Here is a 19,681-nt window from a genome sequence, read left to right as displayed (position 1 = left end):
TACAACGTAATGCAAAAAAGAAGAGTAGTTGTAACAGGATTAGGTGCAATAACACCAATTGGAAAAGATGTAAATGAGGCTTGGGAAAATGCCATTAATGGTGTATCTGGAGTAGGTCTCTTAACAAGAGTAGATAGTGAAATGTTCCCAGCTAAAGTAGCTGCAGAAATCAAAGATTTTAAAGCTGAAGATTATATGGATAAAAAAGAAGCCCGCCGAATGGATCGCTTCACTCAATATGCTATAGCAGCCTCCTTAATGGCTGTGAAAGATGCCAACTTAACGATTACTGATGAGATCGCTCCGCGAGTAGGGGTATGGGTAGGTTCCGGTATCGGTGGAATGGAAACTTTTGAACAACAGTATAAAACCTTTTTAGAAAAAGGTGCTCGTCGTGTTAGTCCATTTTTTGTACCAATGATGATTCCTGATATGGCAACAGGTCAAATCTCAATAGCACTTGGAGCAAAAGGAGTAAACTCTTGTACCGTGACTGCCTGTGCAACCGGGACGAACTCCATTGGGGATGCATTTAAAGTAATCCAACGAGGCGATGCTGATGTGATGGTTTCAGGAGGTACTGAGGCTCCTTTAACAGACATGGCGTTTGCTGGCTTTAGTTCTGCTAAGGCACTTTCTTTCAATGCTGATCCTAAAACTGCTAGCAGACCATTTGACTTAAACAGAGATGGCTTTGTGATGGGTGAAGGAGCAGGAATATTAATACTCGAGGATTTAGAGCATGCAGTGGCACGTGGAGCACGTATTTATGCAGAGATCGTTGGTTATGGTGCAACTGGAGATGCCCATCATATCACAGCACCTGCTCCTGGTGGAGAAGGTGGCGTTCGTGCTATGAGAATGGCAATTAATGACGCTGGACTACAACCAAATGAAATTGATTATATTAATGCACATGGAACAAGTACAGAATATAACGATAAGTTCGAAACGCTCGCGATCAAAGAAGTAATGGGAGAGCATGCACAAAAGGTAGCAATCAGCTCAACTAAATCCATGACTGGACATCTTCTAGGAGCGGCAGGGGGAGTAGAAGCAATCTTTGCTATTAAAGCAATCGAAAATTCCATCATCCCTCCAACGATTAATTATGAAACACCTGACCCTGAGTGTGATCTTGATTACGTACCAAATGTTGCCCGTCACCAAGAGGTTAAGGCAGCAATGAGTAACTCCCTTGGCTTTGGTGGGCATAATGCAACAATCGTATTTAAACGCTATGAAAAATAATTCTTTTTGGAAATAAGCAAAGACATCAGATTCTTTTATAGAGAATCTGATGTTTTTTTGAATAAAAGAAAGCGGATTAAGACGATCCAACCCTTACTTCACCTTTTTGTAACAGCTATCATACAATGTGGAAAAGTGAAGAAAAGGGATGTAGAAAATGAGTATAATTCATACAGATCGATGGTTAGAAGAGGATTACCATCAACCATTGAACATCTCCAAAAAGCTTCTTAAATATTTTGAGGACGTAACCGAGCGGGAACTTTATGACTATTTAATTATGCATGGCATGTACCGGCCTGTACAAAATGGGAAAGAGACCGTGGAGAAATTGATTAATCTTGATTGCTGGAACATTGTATTAAAAGAATGGAAGAGATTAAAGAAAATATGGAATGGCCCTGATATCCCTATCTTTATTTTTCCATCTGATGAACAGAATACTCAAATAAAGAGAGAATTTAAAGGGAAATCAGGAGTGGCCTTTAAAGATAAGCTATTTCTGTTTTTGCCAGTAGATATAGAAGTAAATGAATTAAGAGCTCTTTTTACACACGAATATAATCACATTTGTGTGCTAGCAAACAATAAAAAAAATGATGATCATTACACATTAGTCGAATCCGTTTTGATTGAAGGATTGGCAGAAAGTGCAGTGAAACATCACTTAGGCGAAAAATATACAGCAAAATGGACCAACTATTACAACTCGAAGGAACTTCAAAACTTTCTTGAAAGGATTATTTTACCTAATAAGGATTTGAAAAAAAACGAGAGAGAACATATGAAGATTTTATACGGAAAAGGATTTTACCCTAAGATGGTTGGCTATTGTGTAGGTTTTTATTTAATTCAAAAACTGTTGCAGGAAGACAAAGTTTCTTATCCTTTACTCATGAAACTGAGTTTGTCAGATGTAAGGAACCTACTAGAAATATAATTCTTTAAGGAATGTTATGATAATATCAAAAAAATTAGAAAACTAGCAAATAAAGCTAGTTTTTTTGTTTTTATTTGTATATAATCAGTTTTTGTAGAAGATTGTTGCAAGTCTCAATTTAAAAAATTTTTAGTTAATTTTCAAAATTAGCTTGATTCTGTAACGAAACTGTAATACTATACAAACAGACGATAATTATTTTCCGATAATTTAGTTTTTATAGGTGAAGTTCAAGCTAACCGGGAATTAATACTGTAATAATTGGCATGGAAATCCAGCAAGAATGAACGAATACATCAAGTAACAAATGGTAGTTTAATAAATTTGTAATATTTATGTTAATAATTAACTAAATATTTTAACAATTAAATTACAAATGGAATTACTGAGACATCATACAGACCATGCATCGAAAGAGAAAAGGATGGTGAAGGCTAAATGTCAGCTTTATTAGAAGTGAGAAACCTACAAACTCACTTTTTTAGAAAAAAGCAAGCTATTCCAGCAGTAGATGGTGTAGATATCTCCATAAAGAAGGGAGAAACTGTTGCACTGGTTGGGGAATCAGGGTCAGGTAAATCGATAACCTCGCTTTCTATAATGGGACTCGTACCTAGCCCAGGAGGAAAAATCGTAGGTGGAGAGATATTATTTGATGGCAAGGATCTTGTGAAGCTTACAGAAAATCAACTTTGTAAAGTACGAGGTAATGATATTTCTATGATTTTCCAAGAGCCGATGACATCGTTAAATCCTGTTTTAACAATCGGGGAACAAATTATCGAAGTATTAATGCTTCACCAAAAAATGACGAAAACAACTGCTATGAAAAAAGCAATTGAAATGTTAGAACTTGTTGGTTTTTCAAGAGCTGCACAACTTGTAAATGACTTCCCACATCGCTTATCTGGTGGGATGAGACAAAGGGTTATGGTAGCAATGGCAATGAGCTGTAATCCCAAATTACTCATTGCAGACGAGCCTACTACTGCATTAGATGTAACGATTCAAGCTCAAATTTTGGACTTAATGAAGGACTTAAGTCATAAGTTTGATACCTCTATCCTTTTGATTACTCATGATTTAGGTGTTGTGTCAGAGATAGCTGATAGAGTAGTAGTTATGTATTGCGGTCAAGTAGTCGAAGAAGCATCAGTCGACGATTTATTCGATGAACCAATGCATCCATATACAATAGGATTGATGAATTCGATTCCAAGTATTGAAGCTGATATTTCAAGATTGGAATCCATTAAAGGGAATGTACCACCGCCAACAAATTTACCAGTAGGTTGCCGCTTTGCCCCGCGTTGTCCACAAGCGTTTGACCGCTGTTTTTCAGAAGTGCCTGCGCTTGAAAAGAAAGAAGGGAATCGTTCGGTTCGATGCTTCTTATATGATGGGAAGGGGGCATAAGCATGATATCAACAGATACGCAAAATGTAGATTTGATTCAAACAGATAATTCTGCCGATAACCTCCTTGAAGTAAGAGGATTGAAAAAGTACTTTCCAATTAAAGCAGGTTTGCTACAACGACATGTTGGAAACGTAAAAGCAGTGGACGATATTAACTTCTTTATCAAAAAAGGTGAGACATTAGGTATCGTAGGGGAATCAGGCTGTGGTAAATCAACTGCAGGAAGAACACTAATCCGTCTATACGAACCCACAGAAGGTGAAATCATCTTCAAGGGCCGTGACATTGCAAAAATGAGTGAGAGTGAACTTAGAAAGACAGTACGACGTGATATACAAATGGTATTCCAAGATCCATTTGCAACGTTAAATCCTAGAAAGACATTACGATCTATTTTAAAAGAGCCGTATAACACACATAATCTATTTACTCGTAAAGAACGAGAAGAAAAAGTGCAAGAATTGCTTGAAAAAGTAGGATTAGATCCATCTTATATAAACAGATATCCGCATGAGTTTTCAGGTGGACAACGTCAGCGTATTGGGATTGCGAGAGCACTTGCATTAAATCCGGAACTGATTATTGCTGATGAAGCAGTTTCAGCATTGGATGTTTCCATACAAGCCCAAATTATCAACTTAATGCAGGACTTACAAAAGGAAATGGGACTGTCGTATATTTTCATCTCCCATGACTTGAGTGTTGTTCGTCATATAAGCGATAGAGTGGGAGTTATGTACCTTGGAAAAATGATGGAGCTTGCAAGCAAAAATGATTTATATAGTGAACCAATGCATCCTTATACTCAAGCCTTGCTTTCAGCAGTACCATCTACTCGTCGTAAAGGTCAAGTGAAGCGTGAGCGCATCGTTCTAAAAGGTGAACTTCCAAGTCCAGCGAATCCGCCACAGGGATGTGTATTCCATACTCGTTGTCCAGCAGCGATGGATTCCTGTAAACAAATCGTACCTCAATTTAAAGAGGTTAAACCAAATCATTTTGTTGCTTGTCACCTATACGATTAGGTGACAAGTACATAAAATATATACCCATTGAAAGGGGGAGATAATCTCAAAAGTAAATATTCTTTACCTTTCATTTTCAGAACATTAAAATTTTAAGGGGGAGTTAAACGTGAAGCAAAAGTCATTAATTCTAATCGCTTTAACATTAGTGCTATCATTGTTCCTTGCTGCTTGTTCTTCTAACAACAGCGGAACTAGTCCAAACAATAATAACAATAACAACAACAATAATAATGGTGGTACTACTGAAGAGAAACCAGCAGATAGCAATGAACCACAACAAGGTGGAGACCTAATTATCGGTTCTTCTGGAAGCCCAACACTATTCAACACACTTTACTCTGCAGATACTGCAAGTTCTGCAATTGAAGGATTTGTGTTTGACTCCTTAGTGAGTGGTAACACTGAATTTGAACCTGAATTATCTATGGCTGAGAGCTGGGATGTTTCAGAAGATAGCTTAGTTCATACTTTAAAATTAAAAGAAGGTTTAACTTTCCACGATGGTGAGCCTGTAACTGCTGAAGATGTTAAATTTACTTTTGATATTCCATTACATGAAGACTATGATGGTCCACGTAAAGGTTATTTCGAAAGAATCTCTACTGTTGAAATCATTGATGAATTAACAGTTAAAATCACTTTAAGCTCTGTTGATCCAGCTTTCCATGTAACTTTAGGTTATGGAATCTTACCTCAACATATCTTAGGCGATGTGCCTGTAGCTGACTTAGGGGAGCATGATTTCAATACTAAATCTCCTATCGGTTCTGGTCCATTCAAATTTGTTGAGTGGGTTGATGGACAATATGTAAAAGTAGAAGCTTTTGATGATTATCATGAAGGTCGTCCATATCTAGATACTGTTACTTACAAAATTGTAACTGATGCTGATCAGTTATTAACTCAATTAAACACTGGAGACGTACATTTCTCTCTTGTACCTTCTACTGACTTAGAAACAGTTCAAGAATGGGAAACACAAGGGAAATTAAAAATCGAATCTGGTTTAGCTCTTTCTTACACATACTTAGGATATAACTTACGTAATCCTTTATTCGCAGAAAAAACTGTTCGTCAAGCTTTAACTCATGCAATTGACAGAGAAACTATCGTTCAATCTGTAATGAATGGTGATGGAGAAGTAGCTCACTTCCCTGAATCTCCATTAAGCTGGGCTTATGATGATTCAAATGCACCTAAATTCGAATACGATCCTGAAAAAGCAAAAGCTTTACTTGCAGAAGCTGGATGGACTCCTGGTGCTGACGGAACTCTTGAAAAAGACGGTCAAAAATTCGAGTTCGAATTAAAAACTAACCAAGGTAACAAAGTACGTGAAGACATCGCGGTTGTTGTTCAACAACAATTAAAAGAAATCGGAATTAATGTTACACCAAACATTATGGAATGGTCTGCATTCTTAGCGGATGTTAACCCTCCTGCATGGAAATTCGATGCTATCATCTTAGGATGGAGCTTAGGTACTGATCCAGATCCAAGTGGAATCTTCCACACGAAAGAAATTGAAGAAGGATTAAACTTCGTTAATTACTCTAACCCAGAGGCTGATAAGCTTATGGATCTTAACATGAGTACAATGGATCAAGATGAGCGTAAAGGCTACATCGTTGAAGTTAATAACATTATTGCTGAAGAGCAACCATACACATTCTTGTACTATCCAAACGTACACCGTGCTATGCCTGCTGGTTTAGAAGGATATGTTTTCCACGCGAAGGATGACTTCTACAAAATCAATGAATGGTGGTTAAAACAAGACTAATAGCCATTAGCCTTGAGATTGGAGGAGAGGGAGAAATTCCTTTCCTCTTTTCATGAAAATTGACAGTAATATTGGGAGCTATGAATAGCCTCCAATATTTATATAGAACATTCACGTTAACGACCCCGTTAAAGTAAAGACAGAAAAGGAGAATCAGCTATGATCTCATATATCATTCGCCGTTCTTTAATGGCTATTCCCTTACTTATCGGTATCACAATATTATCCTTTGCCATTATCCAAATGGCTCCTGGTGGCCCCTCGTCCCTGATGATGGATCCTAATATTAGTGCTGAAGATATGAAGAAATTTGAGGAAAAATATGGATTGAATGATCCAGTGCATGAACAATACATCAAATGGGTTGGAAACATGGTCCAAGGAGATTTTGGTACTTCTTTGATACGTCGTGGAGTTCCAGTTAGTGAAATGATCATGAACCGATTACCTAATACATTATTGCTAATGATTGTCTCTACAATATTAGCAGTTGTGGTTGCGGTACCTTTTGGAGTAATAGCAGCTAGAAAGCGTTATAGTCTAACCGATTATTCTGTAACCATTACTTCCTTTGTAGGACTAGCTACCCCTAACTTTTGGATTGGTTTAATTCTTATCATGGTGTTTGCTGTACAGTTGGGATGGTTACCAACTGGTGGTGTCGCTACCTTAAATGCCGATTTTAGTATTGTAGATAGAATAAAACATTTAATTTTACCTGCATTTGTACTCGCTACTGCTGACATGGCGGGGTTAACGAGATATACACGTTCAAGTATGATAGAAGTATTAAGTCAAGATTATATGCGTACAGCAAGAGCTAAAGGCTTAAAGGAAAACAAAGTTGTATATAAGCATGGTTTACGTAATGGATTAATTCCTGTAATCACTATTTTTGGATTAATGCTTCCTTCCTTTATTGGTGGAGCAGCTATTACGGAAAAAATATTCAACTGGCCTGGGATTGGGTTATTATTCCTTGACTCTGCCTTTCAGCGTGATTATCCAGTCATAATGGCACTAACAGTAATTTCAGCGGTCTTAGTAGTTATCGGGAACTTACTTGCAGATATTCTCTATGCAGTCTTTGACCCAAGAATTGAATACTAGAAGGGGGAACATCGATGCAAACTCAAACATCGCCTCAATCAAACAATAATAATCTATCGTTAGACCCCAATTTAAAGGCAAAACCTGATACGCTAACGAGAATAACAATACGAAAGTTTCTGCGGAATAAGCTTGCTGTAATCGGAGCTATTATCTTAGCTATTATTATCTCTGGAGCAATCTTTGCACCTTGGCTTACAGCACATTCGTACAGTGAACAAAACTTACTAAATAAACTTCAAGATCCTGGTGGTGAGCATTGGCTAGGGACAGATCGTTTTGGACGCGATGTTTTCGCACGTTTATTGTATGGGGCAAGAATCTCCTTATTAGTAGGTTTTGCTTCAGTAGCAGGTTCCATTACAATCGGTGTAAGTGTTGGAGCAATAGCGGGATATTTTGGAGGATTAATTGATTCCATTCTAATGCGTATTGTAGATATAATTCTTTCGATTCCAACCTTATTCTTGTTAATTACACTTGTTACTATATTTCAACCAGGAGTGGACAAGTTAATTATAATCTTTGCACTAACTGGTTGGACTAGCACAGCACGTCTAGTACGTGGGGAATTCTTATCATTAAGAACGAGAGAATTTGTATTAGCTTCTAAAACGATAGGTACAAGAAGTTATAAAATAATTTTTTCTCATATTCTTCCAAATGCTTTTGGGCCAATCATTGTTGCTGCAACGTTAGCTATTGGAGGAGTTATCCTTGCTGAATCCGCACTAAGTTATCTAGGTCTTGGGATTCAACCACCAACACCAAGTTGGGGCAATATGTTGCAAGATGCACAGAACTTTACAATCATGTTAAAACATTGGTGGTATCCATTATTCCCAGGTTTAGCAATTTTCTTAACAGTTCTAAGTTTTAACTTTGTTGGTGATGGCTTGCGTGATGCACTTGATCCAAGGATTAACGAATAAAGAAAAGTCAAGAGTAAATCTTGACTTTTCTTTTTTGTCTTTTTTTTGCTTACTATGATTAATCCTGCTACCTGTTTTCTATAAAATTGTCATCATCTCTAGGATTTTTACATAAAATGATAGTACAAGTGTGGACAAGGAGTTTGTTAGCATGAAAAAGAGATATCTATTAATAAGGGATGGCTGATGATTAGAATTTTTTTCTTCTTAGCTGGATTTGGCATTGCTGTTGCAGGAGGAATTAGTACAATAGCATATTTAAACCTGTTCGCAACCGGAACTACTATGATAGAGTTTTTTCTTTTTATTACTACGAGAGTTGAGTGCTATCTGTTGCCTCTAGGAGTTATTGTTGTTGCTTCAAGCTTATACATTCCTCAACATGAAAACCCTATATTTCGAGATTTAGACTAATTCATAAAAAATATCTGGCTTTTATGGAATAATTTTGCACTTCACTGCCAATACTGTTGGATAAATAAAGAGTAGATGTGAAGTGAGGGGTATGATATGTTGTATCTTCATGACGTATGGGTAAATTGGTTTGAAGGAGAAGAAAACGGGTATAATGTTTGCCATTTTCACGAATGGAGAAAAGACGATAGTGTGGAATTGTTAGATCAAGTTCCATTATTAAAAGTAGAGTCTGTTCTATTCAACTACATTGAAAACGACCTCCAAGAGCTACCTCAATCTTTACTTGAAGAAATTTTTCAAAAAAGCTATATTCGAAAAAATCATGAACGGATTCAATTGGATTATTGTTTTGTTGTGACAGATGGGTTAGGAATTCTAGCAGTCGACACGATTGGATACAATATTCCAATTAGGAAGAGTAGACTTATTCCAAGGCAAGAGCAATTAGTCTATGACATGATTGAAAACAGCGATTATGCAGATTATCCTTTTACAAAAAACGTAAAAATGGAGAAGGAGTATCATATTCTTTCACCATCACCAGAGATTATGAATGGGCTAACAAGAAAAGAACGCCAATTAAAGCAGCTTTTGTTTATGGCTTTAGATCAATTAAAATCGACATGTAATGTTGCAGAGGTTCGTTACTGGTATACAGAGTGGAACCCTGTGCATTATAGAGAAATTCAAGAAATGTCATTTGACGAAGTTTGGGTACAACTATTTGAGGAAACAAGACATGGCTGGTCACTAAAACATCAGCATTTTTGTGAGCATTTAGTAAAAGGACAACCCTTCTTTGAAAAACTTTGGGAACTAGAGCAACATCCAAAGGTAAATTAATTGTTTCCGAGGCAATAAAATAAAAAGAGGCTGAAAAAGTGTTGAGCACTTTTTCGGCCTCTTTTTTAGTTGATCATGAACTAGTTGGTTAACCACGCTTATATTGTTATCGTTTGCGTTTTCTTCCTAAGCCCATGGCATTCTCAATTTTAGTTAAAGTTTTCATTGCTACTCGGTTCGCTCTTTCGGCACCTTCGTCGAGAATCGCATCTAGTTTGTCAGATTCAATTAAATCATGATACTTTGTTTGAATTGGTTCTAGTGCATTTACAACTACTTCGGCTAGGTCGCCTTTAAAATCTCCATAACCTTTTCCTTCATAGAAGATCTCTAATTCCTCTACTGTTTTATTTCCTAGAATAGAATAAATAGAAAGTAGGTTGGAAACTCCTGGCTTGTTTTCTTTATCAAACTTAACAATACCTTCAGAGTCTGTAACAGCACTCTTTATTTTCTTTTCTAATTGTTTAGGTGTATCTAATAAAGAAATGAATGATTTTTGGTTTGGATCTGATTTACTCATCTTCTTCGTAGGCTCAGCTAACGACATAATTCTTGCGCCTACTTTAGGGATTTTCACTTCAGGTACAGTCAGTATGTCACGATATTTTTTATTGAATCGCTCAGCGAGGTCGCGTGTCAGTTCTAAATGTTGTTTTTGGTCCTCTCCAACAGGTACTAAATCAGTATTATATAGCAAAATATCTGCTGCCATAAGTGGTGGATAAGTTAATAAACCAGCAGTAACGGAATCTTTTCCAGCTGATTTATCTTTGAATTGCGTCATACGTTCTAATTCTCCGATGTACGCAACGCATTGCATCATCCAGCCTAATTGGGCGTGTGCTGGAACTTCCGATTGGATAAAAAGTGTTGCTTTTTCAGGGTTTAAACCAATAGCTAAATAGAGAGCTGCAAGTTTTCGAATGTTTTTTCTAAGCTCGATTGGGTCTTGCTGGACTGTAATAGCATGCTGGTCTACGATACAAAAATAGCTGTTATACTCATCTTGTAATTCGACAAATTGCTTCATTGCACCGATATAATTTCCTAATGTAACATTACCGCTTGGCTGAATGCCAGAAAATATAGTTTTCATATTTTCACTCCTTAATGATGATGGATATTAAATAAAAATGCATACAAAAAGGCCCATCCGTCCCCATAAAGGGACGAATGGACCGTGGTACCACCCTTATTATTTCAAGCAAAAAAATTGCTGAAATCACTTTGCCTTGTAACGTAAGGAAACGTCAGTGCCTACTAATTTCTGTTCGGCATGATGCTCAAAAGTCCATTCCTAAACGTTAGTTGTTTGTTCCCACCAACCACAAACTCTCTAGTAAACTAAGCAGTTTAGTACTACTCTTTATCATTGCAAATGGATATATTAAGTATTCTATATTATAGCTTAATTATTGGTAAATATCAACTATAGTAATAGCCAAATAAAGAGAAAATCATACATAAAAAAAGCAAAAATGAACCAGTAAACATGGGAAATAAACTAATAGGATCTACTAATTCAGAGGGAGGTCTCATCTCATTTCGAATATCATTTTCTAAATCTTTATCCATTTGCCTTGATGCAATTATTTTTCGAAATCCAAATGTTATTCCATCAAAAAATCCATTTTTTGTGACAAGAATAAGTAAGGAAAGGGAAAGAAATAATCCTGAAAAGAAGAAAGAAGTATTAATAAAAACTAGTAAGTTGAAAGTTCCATAATAAAGAAAACCGAACAGGATAGTTGTTAGTGTCAGAATAAAGAAAAAAATGAGTGTTGGTTTATAAGATTTTTTCATAAGTCCTCCTACATAGAAAAATGTTACTAAAATGTATTGTAAAGAAATGAATAGAAAATGACAAACTTAAAGATAATACAAAAGGGATTACTTGTAAAAAAATATATGTAAATATAACGCAATATTTGTAAAGAAAATGTAATAAAAGGCAGGTTAATACCGAATATTTTATAGGTACAAAGAACCATTTTTGTAATGATTAATCTTGAAAAATCAGTATTTTATTAAATTGTTGTTAAAATTATGAATGCACAATGTTTAGAAAACTTGTATAATGAAAATCGTTACTTCAATTGATGAACAAAATTCGACATATTTTTTTAGGAGGTCAAGTAAATGAAAAAGTCAAAATATTTATTACTTTTAGCGCTTTCACTTGTACTTAGTGCATTTTTAGCTGCTTGTGGCGGTGGAAATTCAGCACAGAACAACAATGGACAAGGGGAAGAACTTCCTGCTGGTGAGGGAGAACCAACTGGCCCTCAAGTACTTAATGTTTTAGATTCTGCTGAAATTCCGACAATGGACTCAGTTAAAGGAACAGATGCAGTAGCATTTAACGTAATGAACAACGTTTTTGAAGGTCTTTACAGACTTGGTGAAAACGACGAGGTTGTTGAAGGTATGGCAACTGGTCACGAAGTAAGTGAAGATGGTCTTACTTATACATTCAAATTACGTGAAGATGCAGTATGGTCTAATGGAGATCCTGTAACTGCAAAAGACTTTGTTTTTGGATGGCAGCGTGCTGTTGACCCTGAAGTTGGTTCAGAATATGGACCATATATGATGAATGGTAAAATTATGAATGCAGAAAAAGTTTCTGCTGGAGATCTTCCATTAGAAGAGCTTGGTGTTAAAGCATTAGACGATAACACACTAGAAGTAACATTAGAACAACCGGTAGCATATTTCGAATCTTTAATGACATTCCCTACATTCTTCCCACAACATCAAGGTTTTGTTGAGGAGCAAGGTGACAAGTATGCATTAGAAGCAGAAAACCTGATTTACAATGGTCCTTTCGTATTAGATAGCTGGGAGCATGAAGTAGGTTGGAAAATGAAGAAAAATGCAGACTATTGGGATGCTGAAACAGTTAACTTAGATGAAATCAATGTAAAAGTAGTTAAAGAAGTTTCTACAGGGGTTAACCTTTATACTGCAAAGCAAATTGATATCTCACCTGGATTAACTTCTGAATTTGTAGAGTTATACAAAGAAGATCCAACAATCGTTTCTTATTTAGAGCCAACAATTTTCTGGTTTAAAATGAACCAAACAAAAAATGAAGCTTTAGCAAATTTAAATATCCGTAAAGCGCTTTCTATGGCATTTAATAAAGAAGACTTAGCTAATGTTGTACTAAACAATGGATCTGTACCTGCTAACTATTCTGTTCCTGTTGGATTCGTTCAACATCCTGAAACTGGTGAAGATTTCCGTGACAAACATGGTGACTTCAACAAATTCGATGCTGCAAAAGCAAAAGAATTTTGGGAAAAAGGTTTAGAAGAGTTAGGAACTGATTCTTTAACAATTGAGATTCTTGGTGGAGACACTGAAACAGCAAAAAATATGCAACAATATATTCAAAATCAATTTGAAACAAACCTACCAGGTTTAACAATCAAATTGAAAGAAGTACCATTTGCTCAAAGACTTGATTTAGATTCAGCAATGGACTATGACATGCAATTAGCTGGTTGGGGTCCTGACTATCTAGATGCAATTTCATTCGCTAACCTTTGGATTACAGATGGTGGAAATAACAAAATGGGCTACTCTAACCCAGAATATGATAAATTATTAAAAGACGTTATGACAACTTATGCTAATGAGCCAGCAAAACGTTTTGAAGCAATGCAAGAAGCAGATCGTATTCTTATTGACGAAGATGCAGCTATTGCTCCAATTTATCAACGTGGTACTACAAGATTATGGCAGCCTTACGTACAAAACGTATACATGCATAATTTTGGTCCTGATTTCAGCTACAAGTGGGCATACATTAGCGGTAAAAACTAATAAAGTTATATTGATATAAATTTATTTCTTTGAAACTAAAGAAAAAGAGAGTATATTGGATTATATACTCTCTTTTTCCCTGTATTCAAATTGTCGAATTTTAGGGAAAATTATATACAATTCGACTATTCAAATTTTTATAGGAGGTGCGAAAATGACTAAGTACTTGCTGCAGCGTATTCTTTATATGATTATCACCTTATTTATAATCGCTTCTTTTACATTCTTCTTAATGAAACTTATGCCAGGTACTCCGTTTACTATGCAGGAAAAAATGACTGAAGCGCAAAAAGCAATCCTTTATGCAAAATATGGTCTTGATGATCCTGTACCAGTACAATATGCAAAATATATTATAAGTCTTGCACAGGGGGATCTAGGTATTTCCTTTCAATATGACAACAGAAATGTAACCGATCTAATTATGCAACGTATTGGTCCTTCTGCACAATTAGGCTTTCAGGCCATGCTTGTTGGAACAATTATAGGAATATTTTTAGGGGTAATTGCTGCCCTTAAACAAAATACTTGGGTTGATTACGGTTCGACGATTTTAGCGGTTCTTGGTAAGTCAATACCATCTTTCGTTTTCGCTGGATTATTACAATACTATATTGCAGTAAAGCTTGGATGGTTCCCAGTGGCCTTTTGGAGTGGTTGGGAGTATACCGTTCTGCCTACAATAGCGCTATCTATGTTCCCAATCGCTATTGCAGCACGTTTCATGCGTACGGAAATGATCGAGGTATTAGGCTCTGATTATATTACATTAGCAAGAGCAAAAGGTGCATCTTCGTTTGATATTGCGTTTAAGCACGCCTTACGTAATGCATTAATTCCAGTAGTTACAGTAATAGGTCCACTTGCGGTAAGTTTAATGACAGGTACATTAGTAATTGAAAAAATATTTGCAGTTCCAGGACTTGGTGAGCAGTTTGTTCGTTCTATCATGACAAATGATTATCCAGTAATCATGGGTACAACGCTATTCTTTGCTGCTTTATTTATCTTTATTGTACTAATAGTTGATATTCTTTATGGAATTATCGATCCGCGTATTCGTTTAGCAGGAGGTAAAAAATAATGAATAACAATTATGAAAAACTTCCTAAAGAGTTATTTAACCCAGCAAAACAAGATCCTAATAAAAGCGAGAAAATTTCCAAAGCAAGTTTAACGTATTGGCAAACTGGCTGGTTGAGATTAAAGAAAAATAAAGCTGCAATTGCAGGAGTTTTTATCCTTTTCGTGATTACGTTTCTAGCTCTTTTTGGACCTTTCATGAATAGTCATGGTTTCAATGATCAAAATCTATTAAGAGCCAATTTACCTGCAAAGGTACCAGGTATTGAAAACTTAGGTATTATGGACGGAACTAGAAATGGTGTGGATGTTTATGAGCAACGTGGTGTCACCGACTATTTCTGGTTTGGAACAGACGGTCTAGGTCGTGATTTATGGACGCGTATTTGGGAAGGAACTAGAGTGTCCGTATTTATTGCCTTGTTAGCAGCATTAATAGACATGGTTATCGGAGTTGCTTATGGTGGAATCTCCGCTTATTATGGTGGTCGTGTCGACAATGTTATGCAACGTATCATTGAAGTATTGATAGGTATTCCTAACCTTGTTATCGTTATCTTAATGATTTTAGTAATGGAACGGGGAATATTAGCCATTATCATTGCTCTTACTATAACGGGATGGGTCGGAATGGCCCGAGTCGTCCGGGGACAAGTATTGAAACTTAAAGGTCAAGAATTTGTACTTGCATCGCGAACACTTGGTTCGTCGGACAATAAAATCATCACAAGACACTTACTGCCAAACGTTGTGGGTGTTATTATAATCAACACAATGTTCACAATACCAAGTGCGATTTTCTTCGAAGCCTTTTTAAGCTTTATCGGTTTAGGTCTTCAACCACCGATGGCATCCCTTGGTACGTTAATTGAAGACGGTTATAAATCATTGCAAATTTTCCCACACATCATGATTTACCCAGCAATTATTATCAGTTTATTGATGATTGCATTCAACCTTGTTGCAGATGGTATGCGTGATGCATTAGACCCTAAAATGAAGGATTAGTAAAAAGGCAGGTGAATGGAACATGGAAAAAATTCTTGAAGTGAAGAACTTACACGTTTCTTTTGATACATTTGGAGGAGAGGTTAAAGCAATTCGAGGCGTTAACTTTGACTTGAAAAAAGGGGAGACCTTAGCGATTGTTGGAGAGTCTGGGTCAGGGAAATCTGTCACAACGAAAACAATAATGCGACTTCTACCAAAGAATAACTCGAACATAAAAAGTGGAGAAATTTTATTCGATGGAAAAGACCTTGCAAAGCTATCTGAAAAAGCTATGCAAGGCATACGAGGAAAAGATATTGCGATGATTTTCCAAGATCCTATGACGTCACTTAACCCTACGATGATTGTTGGAAAACAAATCATGGAGGGAATCATTAAACACCAAAAAGTAAGTAAAGGTGCTGCAAAAGAAAAAGCGATTGACTTACTTCGTTTAGTTGGAATACCGATGCCAGAAGAACGCTTTAAGCAGTACCCTCATCAATTTTCCGGTGGAATGAGACAAAGGGTAGTTATCGCTATTTCCTTAGCGTGTAATCCTAAAGTATTGATTGCAGATGAACCAACAACTGCTCTTGATGTTACTATCCAAGCACAGATTCTGGATCTTATGAAAGATCTACAGCAAAAGATTGAAACCTCTATTATTTTTATCACACATGATTTAGGTGTGGTTGCGAACGTTGCAGATAGAGTTGCCGTTATGTATGGTGGACAAATTATTGAAATGGGAACAGTGGATGAAATTTTCTATGATCCACAGCACCCATATACATGGGGATTATTAAGCTCTATGCCAGATTTAGAATTAGGTGATGAGGCGGAACTTTATGCGATTCCTGGTACTCCACCAGATTTAACGGATCCACCAATTGGAGATGCGTTCGCGGCTCGTAACGAATATGCGATGCAAATTGATTTGGAAATGGAGCCTCCAATGTTCCAAATTTCTAAAACTCACTTTGCGAAAACTTGGTTATTACATGAAGACGCTCCAAAAGTTGAGCCGCCAGTTGCAGTTCAAAAGCGTAGACGTAAAATGCCTAATAATTTCGAAAAGCCTGTTATGATAAAGGACGGTGAATAACATGGCGACAAATGAAAAGCTATTAGAAATTCGTAATTTAAAGCAATATTTCAATGAAGGAAAACCTAATATGGTTCGTGCTGTAGACGGTTTGAACTTTGATATTTATCGCGGTGAAACGTTAGGTCTTGTAGGGGAATCAGGTTGTGGAAAGTCTACAACAGGGCGTACTATTATTCGCCTATATGATGCAACAGATGGAGAGGTTCTTTATGAAGGTGAAAACGTTCATGGGAAGAAATCCAAAAAAGAGCTACTAAAATTCAATCGCAAAATGCAAATGATTTTCCAAGATCCATATGCATCTTTAAATCCAAGAATGACGATTGCAGATGTTATTGCAGAAGGAATCGATATTCACGGTCTGGCTAAAACTAGAAAAGAGCGTATGCAAAAAGTATACGACCTATTAGAGACAGTTGGATTAAATAAAGAACATGCAGGTCGTTATCCACACGAATTTAGTGGTGGGCAACGTCAAAGGATTGGGATTGCAAGAGCTTTAGCTGTAGATCCTGATTTCATCATTGCCGATGAGCCAATTTCAGCTTTAGACGTTTCGATTCAAGCCCAAGTAGTAAACTTGATGAAAAAACTGCAAAAGGAAAAGGGATTAACTTATCTCTTTATTGCCCATGACTTGTCAATGGTGAAATATATAAGTGACAGAATTGGAGTTATGTATTTCGGGAAAATTGTGGAGCTTGCTGATAGCAATGAGCTTTACAATAATCCTATACATCCATACACTAAATCTTTATTATCGGCTATTCCTCAGCCAGATCCAGATTCAGAGCGTCAGCGTAAACGTGTAGCATATGATCCGAAGTCTCATGGTTATAGCGAAAACGAAGAGCTTGAATTACGTGAAATCAAACCTGGTCATTTTGTCCTATGCTCTGAGAAAGAGTATAAGAAATATCAAGCTGAATATAGTGGAAAATAAATGATTATAATGACCGGCCCCTTATAGAGGGTCGGTTTATTTTTTACTCCCTTACGGTGGCGTCGGATTAGTTTTGGACGAATGGAAGGGGAAACTGGACGAATGAAGCCGGATTTCGGACGAATAAAAGGAGAAACTGGACGAATGAAGTCGGATTTCGGACGAATGGAAGGGGAAACTGGACGAATGAAGCCGGATTTCGGACGAATAAAAGGGGAAACTGGACGAATAAAGCTGACTTTCGGAAGAATGCAACCTTCCTCCACATTTCATACATAAGTAGACAATGATTTAATAAAATAGTACAAAGCATCCATTCAAAGAAGCAGCTTAACTTACAGTACTAATACTAATTCAACTTCATTTTAATAGAGAATTATTATGCAGCTTCCTCTAGGGCTCTAGTAGCATTTTTGGAGAAATTTGCTGAAATTACGATAATAATGGCGATTTTCCTTTATAATCAACTTTACAGGAAAAGAGACAAAGAGAATGGGGGAGAGTTATGAAGAAATGGTTCGGAGGCTTAGCTGCAACAATTGCATTAAGCATAGTATGCTTTTCGCCAACTCATGCTGAAGAGACTCTTCAGGTTGGAAAGCATGGAACGAAAAAAATATCTGTAGAAGAGCGAGAACTGCCCGTATCGTTAGCAAGATTTGCATTCGACTCTGGCTATGAGTTCAATTATCCGGATGCTGTAAGAGGAATTTACGTCACTGCCCACTCTGCTGGGGGAGAAAGATTCGAAAGATTATTGAACCTGATAGATTCCAGTGAGCTAAATGCGATGGTCATAGACATTAAAGACGATCATGGATATTTAACGTATATTCCTGAGGAAGAATCTCCGTTTTTGGATATTGCTCAGCCTTACATTAGAGATCCTCAAGAAATGATGAAGAAATTAGAAGAGAAGGAAGTTTATCCGATAGGAAGAATCGTTGTTTTTAAGGATTCTGTTTTAGCTGAAAAACGTCCTGATTTATCATTTGTTGATAATGGTAAGGTTTGGAAAAACGGAAGAGGAGAGGCATTTGTTAATCCATTCTTAAAAGAAGTATGGGATTACAATATTGATATAGCAATTGAAGCGGCGAAAATGGGCTTTCAGGAAATCCAGTTTGATTATGTTCGTTATCCCGAAGGATTTGAAAAAAGAGATACTTCACTTAAATACAGTTATGGTGAATATAAAAATGAAGAGATGGATAATGTACAAAAGCGAGTGGAATCTGTCACGGATTTTGTGGAGTATGCTAGGGAGCGTTTAAAGCCATACAATATTCAAGTATCGGTTGATATTTTCGGCTATACAGCTACCTTGCCAGAAGCACCAGGAATTGGGCAAAACTTTTCTCGAATTTCTGAGCATGTCGATGTTATTTCATCCATGATTTATCCAAGCCATTGGACTTCATATTTTGGTGTTGCAAAGCCTGACTTAGAGCCTTATAAAATTATTGCAGAATATGCTAAATTCGAAAATCAAAAGCTAGATGAACTGGAAAACAGACCAGTATCAAGGCCATGGATTCAAGACTTTACTGCAACCTGGCTTGGATCTGGAAACTATATTCCATATGGTAAAAAGGAAATTGAAGATCAAATTCGAGCGTTAAACGAAAATGGGATTGATGAGTTTCTATTATGGAATGCAGGAAATACCTATACAGATGGTGTGAATTTTAAACCTTTAGGAGATTAATTCTCAAGTTCTTTATATTTTGCCGTGTCAACCAACTAAAAAGCTGCCTTCTATGAGGCAGCTTTTTAATATTGTGCGCCCGGCATGGGTGCAATCTATAGGGTGCAAGTCCCGAACTGTGAAGGCAGAAGTAACGGTTAGCTTAACGCAAGGGTGTCCATGGTGACGTGGAATCTGAAGGAAGCGGGCGGCAAACTTCCGGTCTGAGGAATACGAACTTCATAGAAGGCTAGGTATCACTGGATGAGTTTGCAATTCAAAACAAAGTCCTTTCTGCCAAAGGTGATAC

At 36.8% G+C, this 19,681-nt stretch carries 18 protein-coding genes and 1 other annotated feature; of the genes, 16 read left to right on the top strand and 2 right to left on the bottom strand.

The features are described from left to right. Positions 1-9 precede the first annotated feature (9 nt). From fabF to BK580_RS16680, 9 genes are all read left to right on the top strand, one after another. A complete protein-coding gene (fabF, locus tag BK580_RS16720; protein WP_078381441.1) occupies positions 10-1,251 on the top strand; it encodes a beta-ketoacyl-ACP synthase II in 1,242 nt (413 codons plus the stop codon). A 157-nt stretch (positions 1,252-1,408) separates the two neighbouring features. Beyond that, the gene (locus tag BK580_RS16715) at positions 1,409-2,191 is read left to right on the top strand and encodes a DUF2268 domain-containing putative Zn-dependent protease (protein WP_078381440.1); all 783 of its coding nucleotides are present in this window, start codon (positions 1,409-1,411) and stop codon (positions 2,189-2,191) included. A gap of 438 nt (positions 2,192-2,629) precedes the next feature. Continuing rightward, a complete protein-coding gene (locus BK580_RS16710) occupies positions 2,630-3,607 on the top strand; it encodes an ABC transporter ATP-binding protein (protein ID WP_078381439.1) in 978 nt (325 codons plus the stop codon). 2 nt (positions 3,608-3,609) lie between these two features. Beyond that, positions 3,610-4,635 carry an ABC transporter ATP-binding protein gene (locus BK580_RS16705; RefSeq protein ID WP_078381438.1) on the top strand — a complete coding sequence of 342 codons (1,026 nt, stop codon included), beginning with the start codon at positions 3,610-3,612 and terminating at the stop codon, positions 4,633-4,635. Positions 4,636-4,744: 109 nt separating this feature from the next. Continuing rightward, complete coding sequence (locus BK580_RS16700; protein WP_078381437.1) at positions 4,745-6,421, top strand: peptide-binding protein; 1,677 nt, start codon at positions 4,745-4,747, stop codon at positions 6,419-6,421. Between the two features lie 159 nt (positions 6,422-6,580). Then, positions 6,581-7,531, top strand: a complete 951-nt coding sequence (locus BK580_RS16695) for an ABC transporter permease (RefSeq protein ID WP_078381436.1) — start codon at positions 6,581-6,583, stop codon at positions 7,529-7,531. 14 nt (positions 7,532-7,545) lie between these two features. Further along, positions 7,546-8,463, top strand: coding sequence for an oligopeptide ABC transporter permease (gene opp4C / locus BK580_RS16690; protein WP_078381435.1), 918 nt, complete (start codon positions 7,546-7,548; stop codon positions 8,461-8,463). Positions 8,464-8,649: 186 nt separating this feature from the next. Continuing rightward, positions 8,650-8,877 (top strand): YuzI family membrane protein, encoded by a 228-nt coding sequence (locus tag BK580_RS16685; RefSeq protein ID WP_078381434.1) that lies wholly within the window; start codon positions 8,650-8,652, stop codon positions 8,875-8,877. A 96-nt stretch (positions 8,878-8,973) separates the two neighbouring features. Beyond that, the gene (locus BK580_RS16680) at positions 8,974-9,723 is read left to right on the top strand and encodes a YjbA family protein (protein WP_078381433.1); all 750 of its coding nucleotides are present in this window, start codon (positions 8,974-8,976) and stop codon (positions 9,721-9,723) included. Positions 9,724-9,829: 106 nt separating this feature from the next. On the opposite strand, the gene trpS is transcribed toward BK580_RS16680, so the two are convergent. Then, positions 9,830-10,822 carry a tryptophan--tRNA ligase gene (trpS, locus tag BK580_RS16675; protein ID WP_078381432.1) on the bottom strand — a complete coding sequence of 331 codons (993 nt, stop codon included), beginning with the start codon at positions 10,820-10,822 and terminating at the stop codon, positions 9,830-9,832. A 66-nt stretch (positions 10,823-10,888) separates the two neighbouring features. After that, positions 10,889-11,108, bottom strand: a binding site (T-box leader). Between the two features lie 43 nt (positions 11,109-11,151). Next, entirely contained in the window at positions 11,152-11,529 is a 378-nt protein-coding gene (locus BK580_RS16670) for a DUF3899 domain-containing protein (RefSeq protein ID WP_078381431.1), read from the bottom strand. A 336-nt stretch (positions 11,530-11,865) separates the two neighbouring features. Here BK580_RS16670 and BK580_RS16665 point away from each other — a divergent pair, with 336 nt between their 5' ends. The 7 genes from BK580_RS16665 to BK580_RS16640 all read left to right on the top strand — a co-directional run bounded on the left by BK580_RS16665 (position 11,866) and on the right by BK580_RS16640 (position 19,392). After that, on the top strand, positions 11,866-13,557 hold the full coding sequence (locus tag BK580_RS16665; protein ID WP_078381430.1) for a peptide ABC transporter substrate-binding protein: 1,692 nt from the start codon (positions 11,866-11,868) through the stop codon (positions 13,555-13,557). 154 nt (positions 13,558-13,711) lie between these two features. Next, the gene (opp3b, locus tag BK580_RS16660; RefSeq protein WP_078381429.1) at positions 13,712-14,641 is read left to right on the top strand and encodes an oligopeptide ABC transporter permease; all 930 of its coding nucleotides are present in this window, start codon (positions 13,712-13,714) and stop codon (positions 14,639-14,641) included. Beyond that, on the top strand, positions 14,641-15,648 hold the full coding sequence (opp3C, locus tag BK580_RS16655; protein ID WP_078381428.1) for an oligopeptide ABC transporter permease: 1,008 nt from the start codon (positions 14,641-14,643) through the stop codon (positions 15,646-15,648). The genes opp3b and opp3C overlap by 1 nt, the downstream gene beginning before the upstream one ends. A gap of 22 nt (positions 15,649-15,670) precedes the next feature. Then, positions 15,671-16,738, top strand: coding sequence for an ABC transporter ATP-binding protein (locus BK580_RS16650; RefSeq protein ID WP_078381427.1), 1,068 nt, complete (start codon positions 15,671-15,673; stop codon positions 16,736-16,738). Position 16,739: 1 nt separating this feature from the next. Further along, positions 16,740-17,684, top strand: a complete 945-nt coding sequence (locus BK580_RS16645) for an ABC transporter ATP-binding protein (protein WP_078381426.1) — start codon at positions 16,740-16,742, stop codon at positions 17,682-17,684. 102 nt (positions 17,685-17,786) lie between these two features. Next, positions 17,787-17,963: a hypothetical protein gene (locus BK580_RS23680; RefSeq protein ID WP_169865070.1), complete on the top strand. Its 177-nt coding sequence runs from the start codon at positions 17,787-17,789 to the stop codon at positions 17,961-17,963. Between the two features lie 226 nt (positions 17,964-18,189). Then, on the top strand, positions 18,190-19,392 hold the full coding sequence (locus tag BK580_RS16640; RefSeq protein ID WP_078381425.1) for a putative glycoside hydrolase: 1,203 nt from the start codon (positions 18,190-18,192) through the stop codon (positions 19,390-19,392). Positions 19,393-19,681 lie beyond the last annotated feature (289 nt).

Origin of the sequence: Sutcliffiella halmapala (assembly GCF_002019665.1) — a bacterium.
Taxonomy (GTDB): Bacteria; Bacillota; Bacilli; order Bacillales; family Bacillaceae_I; genus Sutcliffiella_A; species Sutcliffiella_A halmapala.
This window is presented reverse-complemented; position numbering and strand designations above follow the sequence as displayed.

What these genes read in the sequence shown, in the direction of transcription:
- BK580_RS16715 (WP_078381440.1), top strand. Translation starts at nt 1,409, where the DNA reads ATGAGTATAATTCATACAGATCGATGGTTAGAAGAGGATTACCATCAA.
- BK580_RS23680 (WP_169865070.1), top strand. Translation starts at nt 17,787, where the DNA reads ATGAAGCCGGATTTCGGACGAATAAAAGGAGAAACTGGACGAATGAAG.
- BK580_RS16710 (WP_078381439.1), top strand. Translation starts at nt 2,630, where the DNA reads ATGTCAGCTTTATTAGAAGTGAGAAACCTACAAACTCACTTTTTTAGA.
- BK580_RS16695 (WP_078381436.1), top strand. Translation starts at nt 6,581, where the DNA reads ATGATCTCATATATCATTCGCCGTTCTTTAATGGCTATTCCCTTACTT.
- BK580_RS16670 (WP_078381431.1), bottom strand. Translation starts at nt 11,529, where the DNA reads ATGAAAAAATCTTATAAACCAACACTCATTTTTTTCTTTATTCTGACA.
- BK580_RS16705 (WP_078381438.1), top strand. Translation starts at nt 3,610, where the DNA reads ATGATATCAACAGATACGCAAAATGTAGATTTGATTCAAACAGATAAT.
- BK580_RS16640 (WP_078381425.1), top strand. Translation starts at nt 18,190, where the DNA reads ATGAAGAAATGGTTCGGAGGCTTAGCTGCAACAATTGCATTAAGCATA.
- fabF (WP_078381441.1), top strand. Translation starts at nt 10, where the DNA reads ATGCAAAAAAGAAGAGTAGTTGTAACAGGATTAGGTGCAATAACACCA.
- BK580_RS16645 (WP_078381426.1), top strand. Translation starts at nt 16,740, where the DNA reads ATGGCGACAAATGAAAAGCTATTAGAAATTCGTAATTTAAAGCAATAT.
- opp3b (WP_078381429.1), top strand. Translation starts at nt 13,712, where the DNA reads ATGACTAAGTACTTGCTGCAGCGTATTCTTTATATGATTATCACCTTA.
- BK580_RS16650 (WP_078381427.1), top strand. Translation starts at nt 15,671, where the DNA reads ATGGAAAAAATTCTTGAAGTGAAGAACTTACACGTTTCTTTTGATACA.
- opp4C (WP_078381435.1), top strand. Translation starts at nt 7,546, where the DNA reads ATGCAAACTCAAACATCGCCTCAATCAAACAATAATAATCTATCGTTA.
- BK580_RS16685 (WP_078381434.1), top strand. Translation starts at nt 8,650, where the DNA reads ATGATTAGAATTTTTTTCTTCTTAGCTGGATTTGGCATTGCTGTTGCA.
- BK580_RS16680 (WP_078381433.1), top strand. Translation starts at nt 8,974, where the DNA reads ATGTTGTATCTTCATGACGTATGGGTAAATTGGTTTGAAGGAGAAGAA.
- trpS (WP_078381432.1), bottom strand. Translation starts at nt 10,822, where the DNA reads ATGAAAACTATATTTTCTGGCATTCAGCCAAGCGGTAATGTTACATTA.
- BK580_RS16665 (WP_078381430.1), top strand. Translation starts at nt 11,866, where the DNA reads ATGAAAAAGTCAAAATATTTATTACTTTTAGCGCTTTCACTTGTACTT.
- opp3C (WP_078381428.1), top strand. Translation starts at nt 14,641, where the DNA reads ATGAATAACAATTATGAAAAACTTCCTAAAGAGTTATTTAACCCAGCA.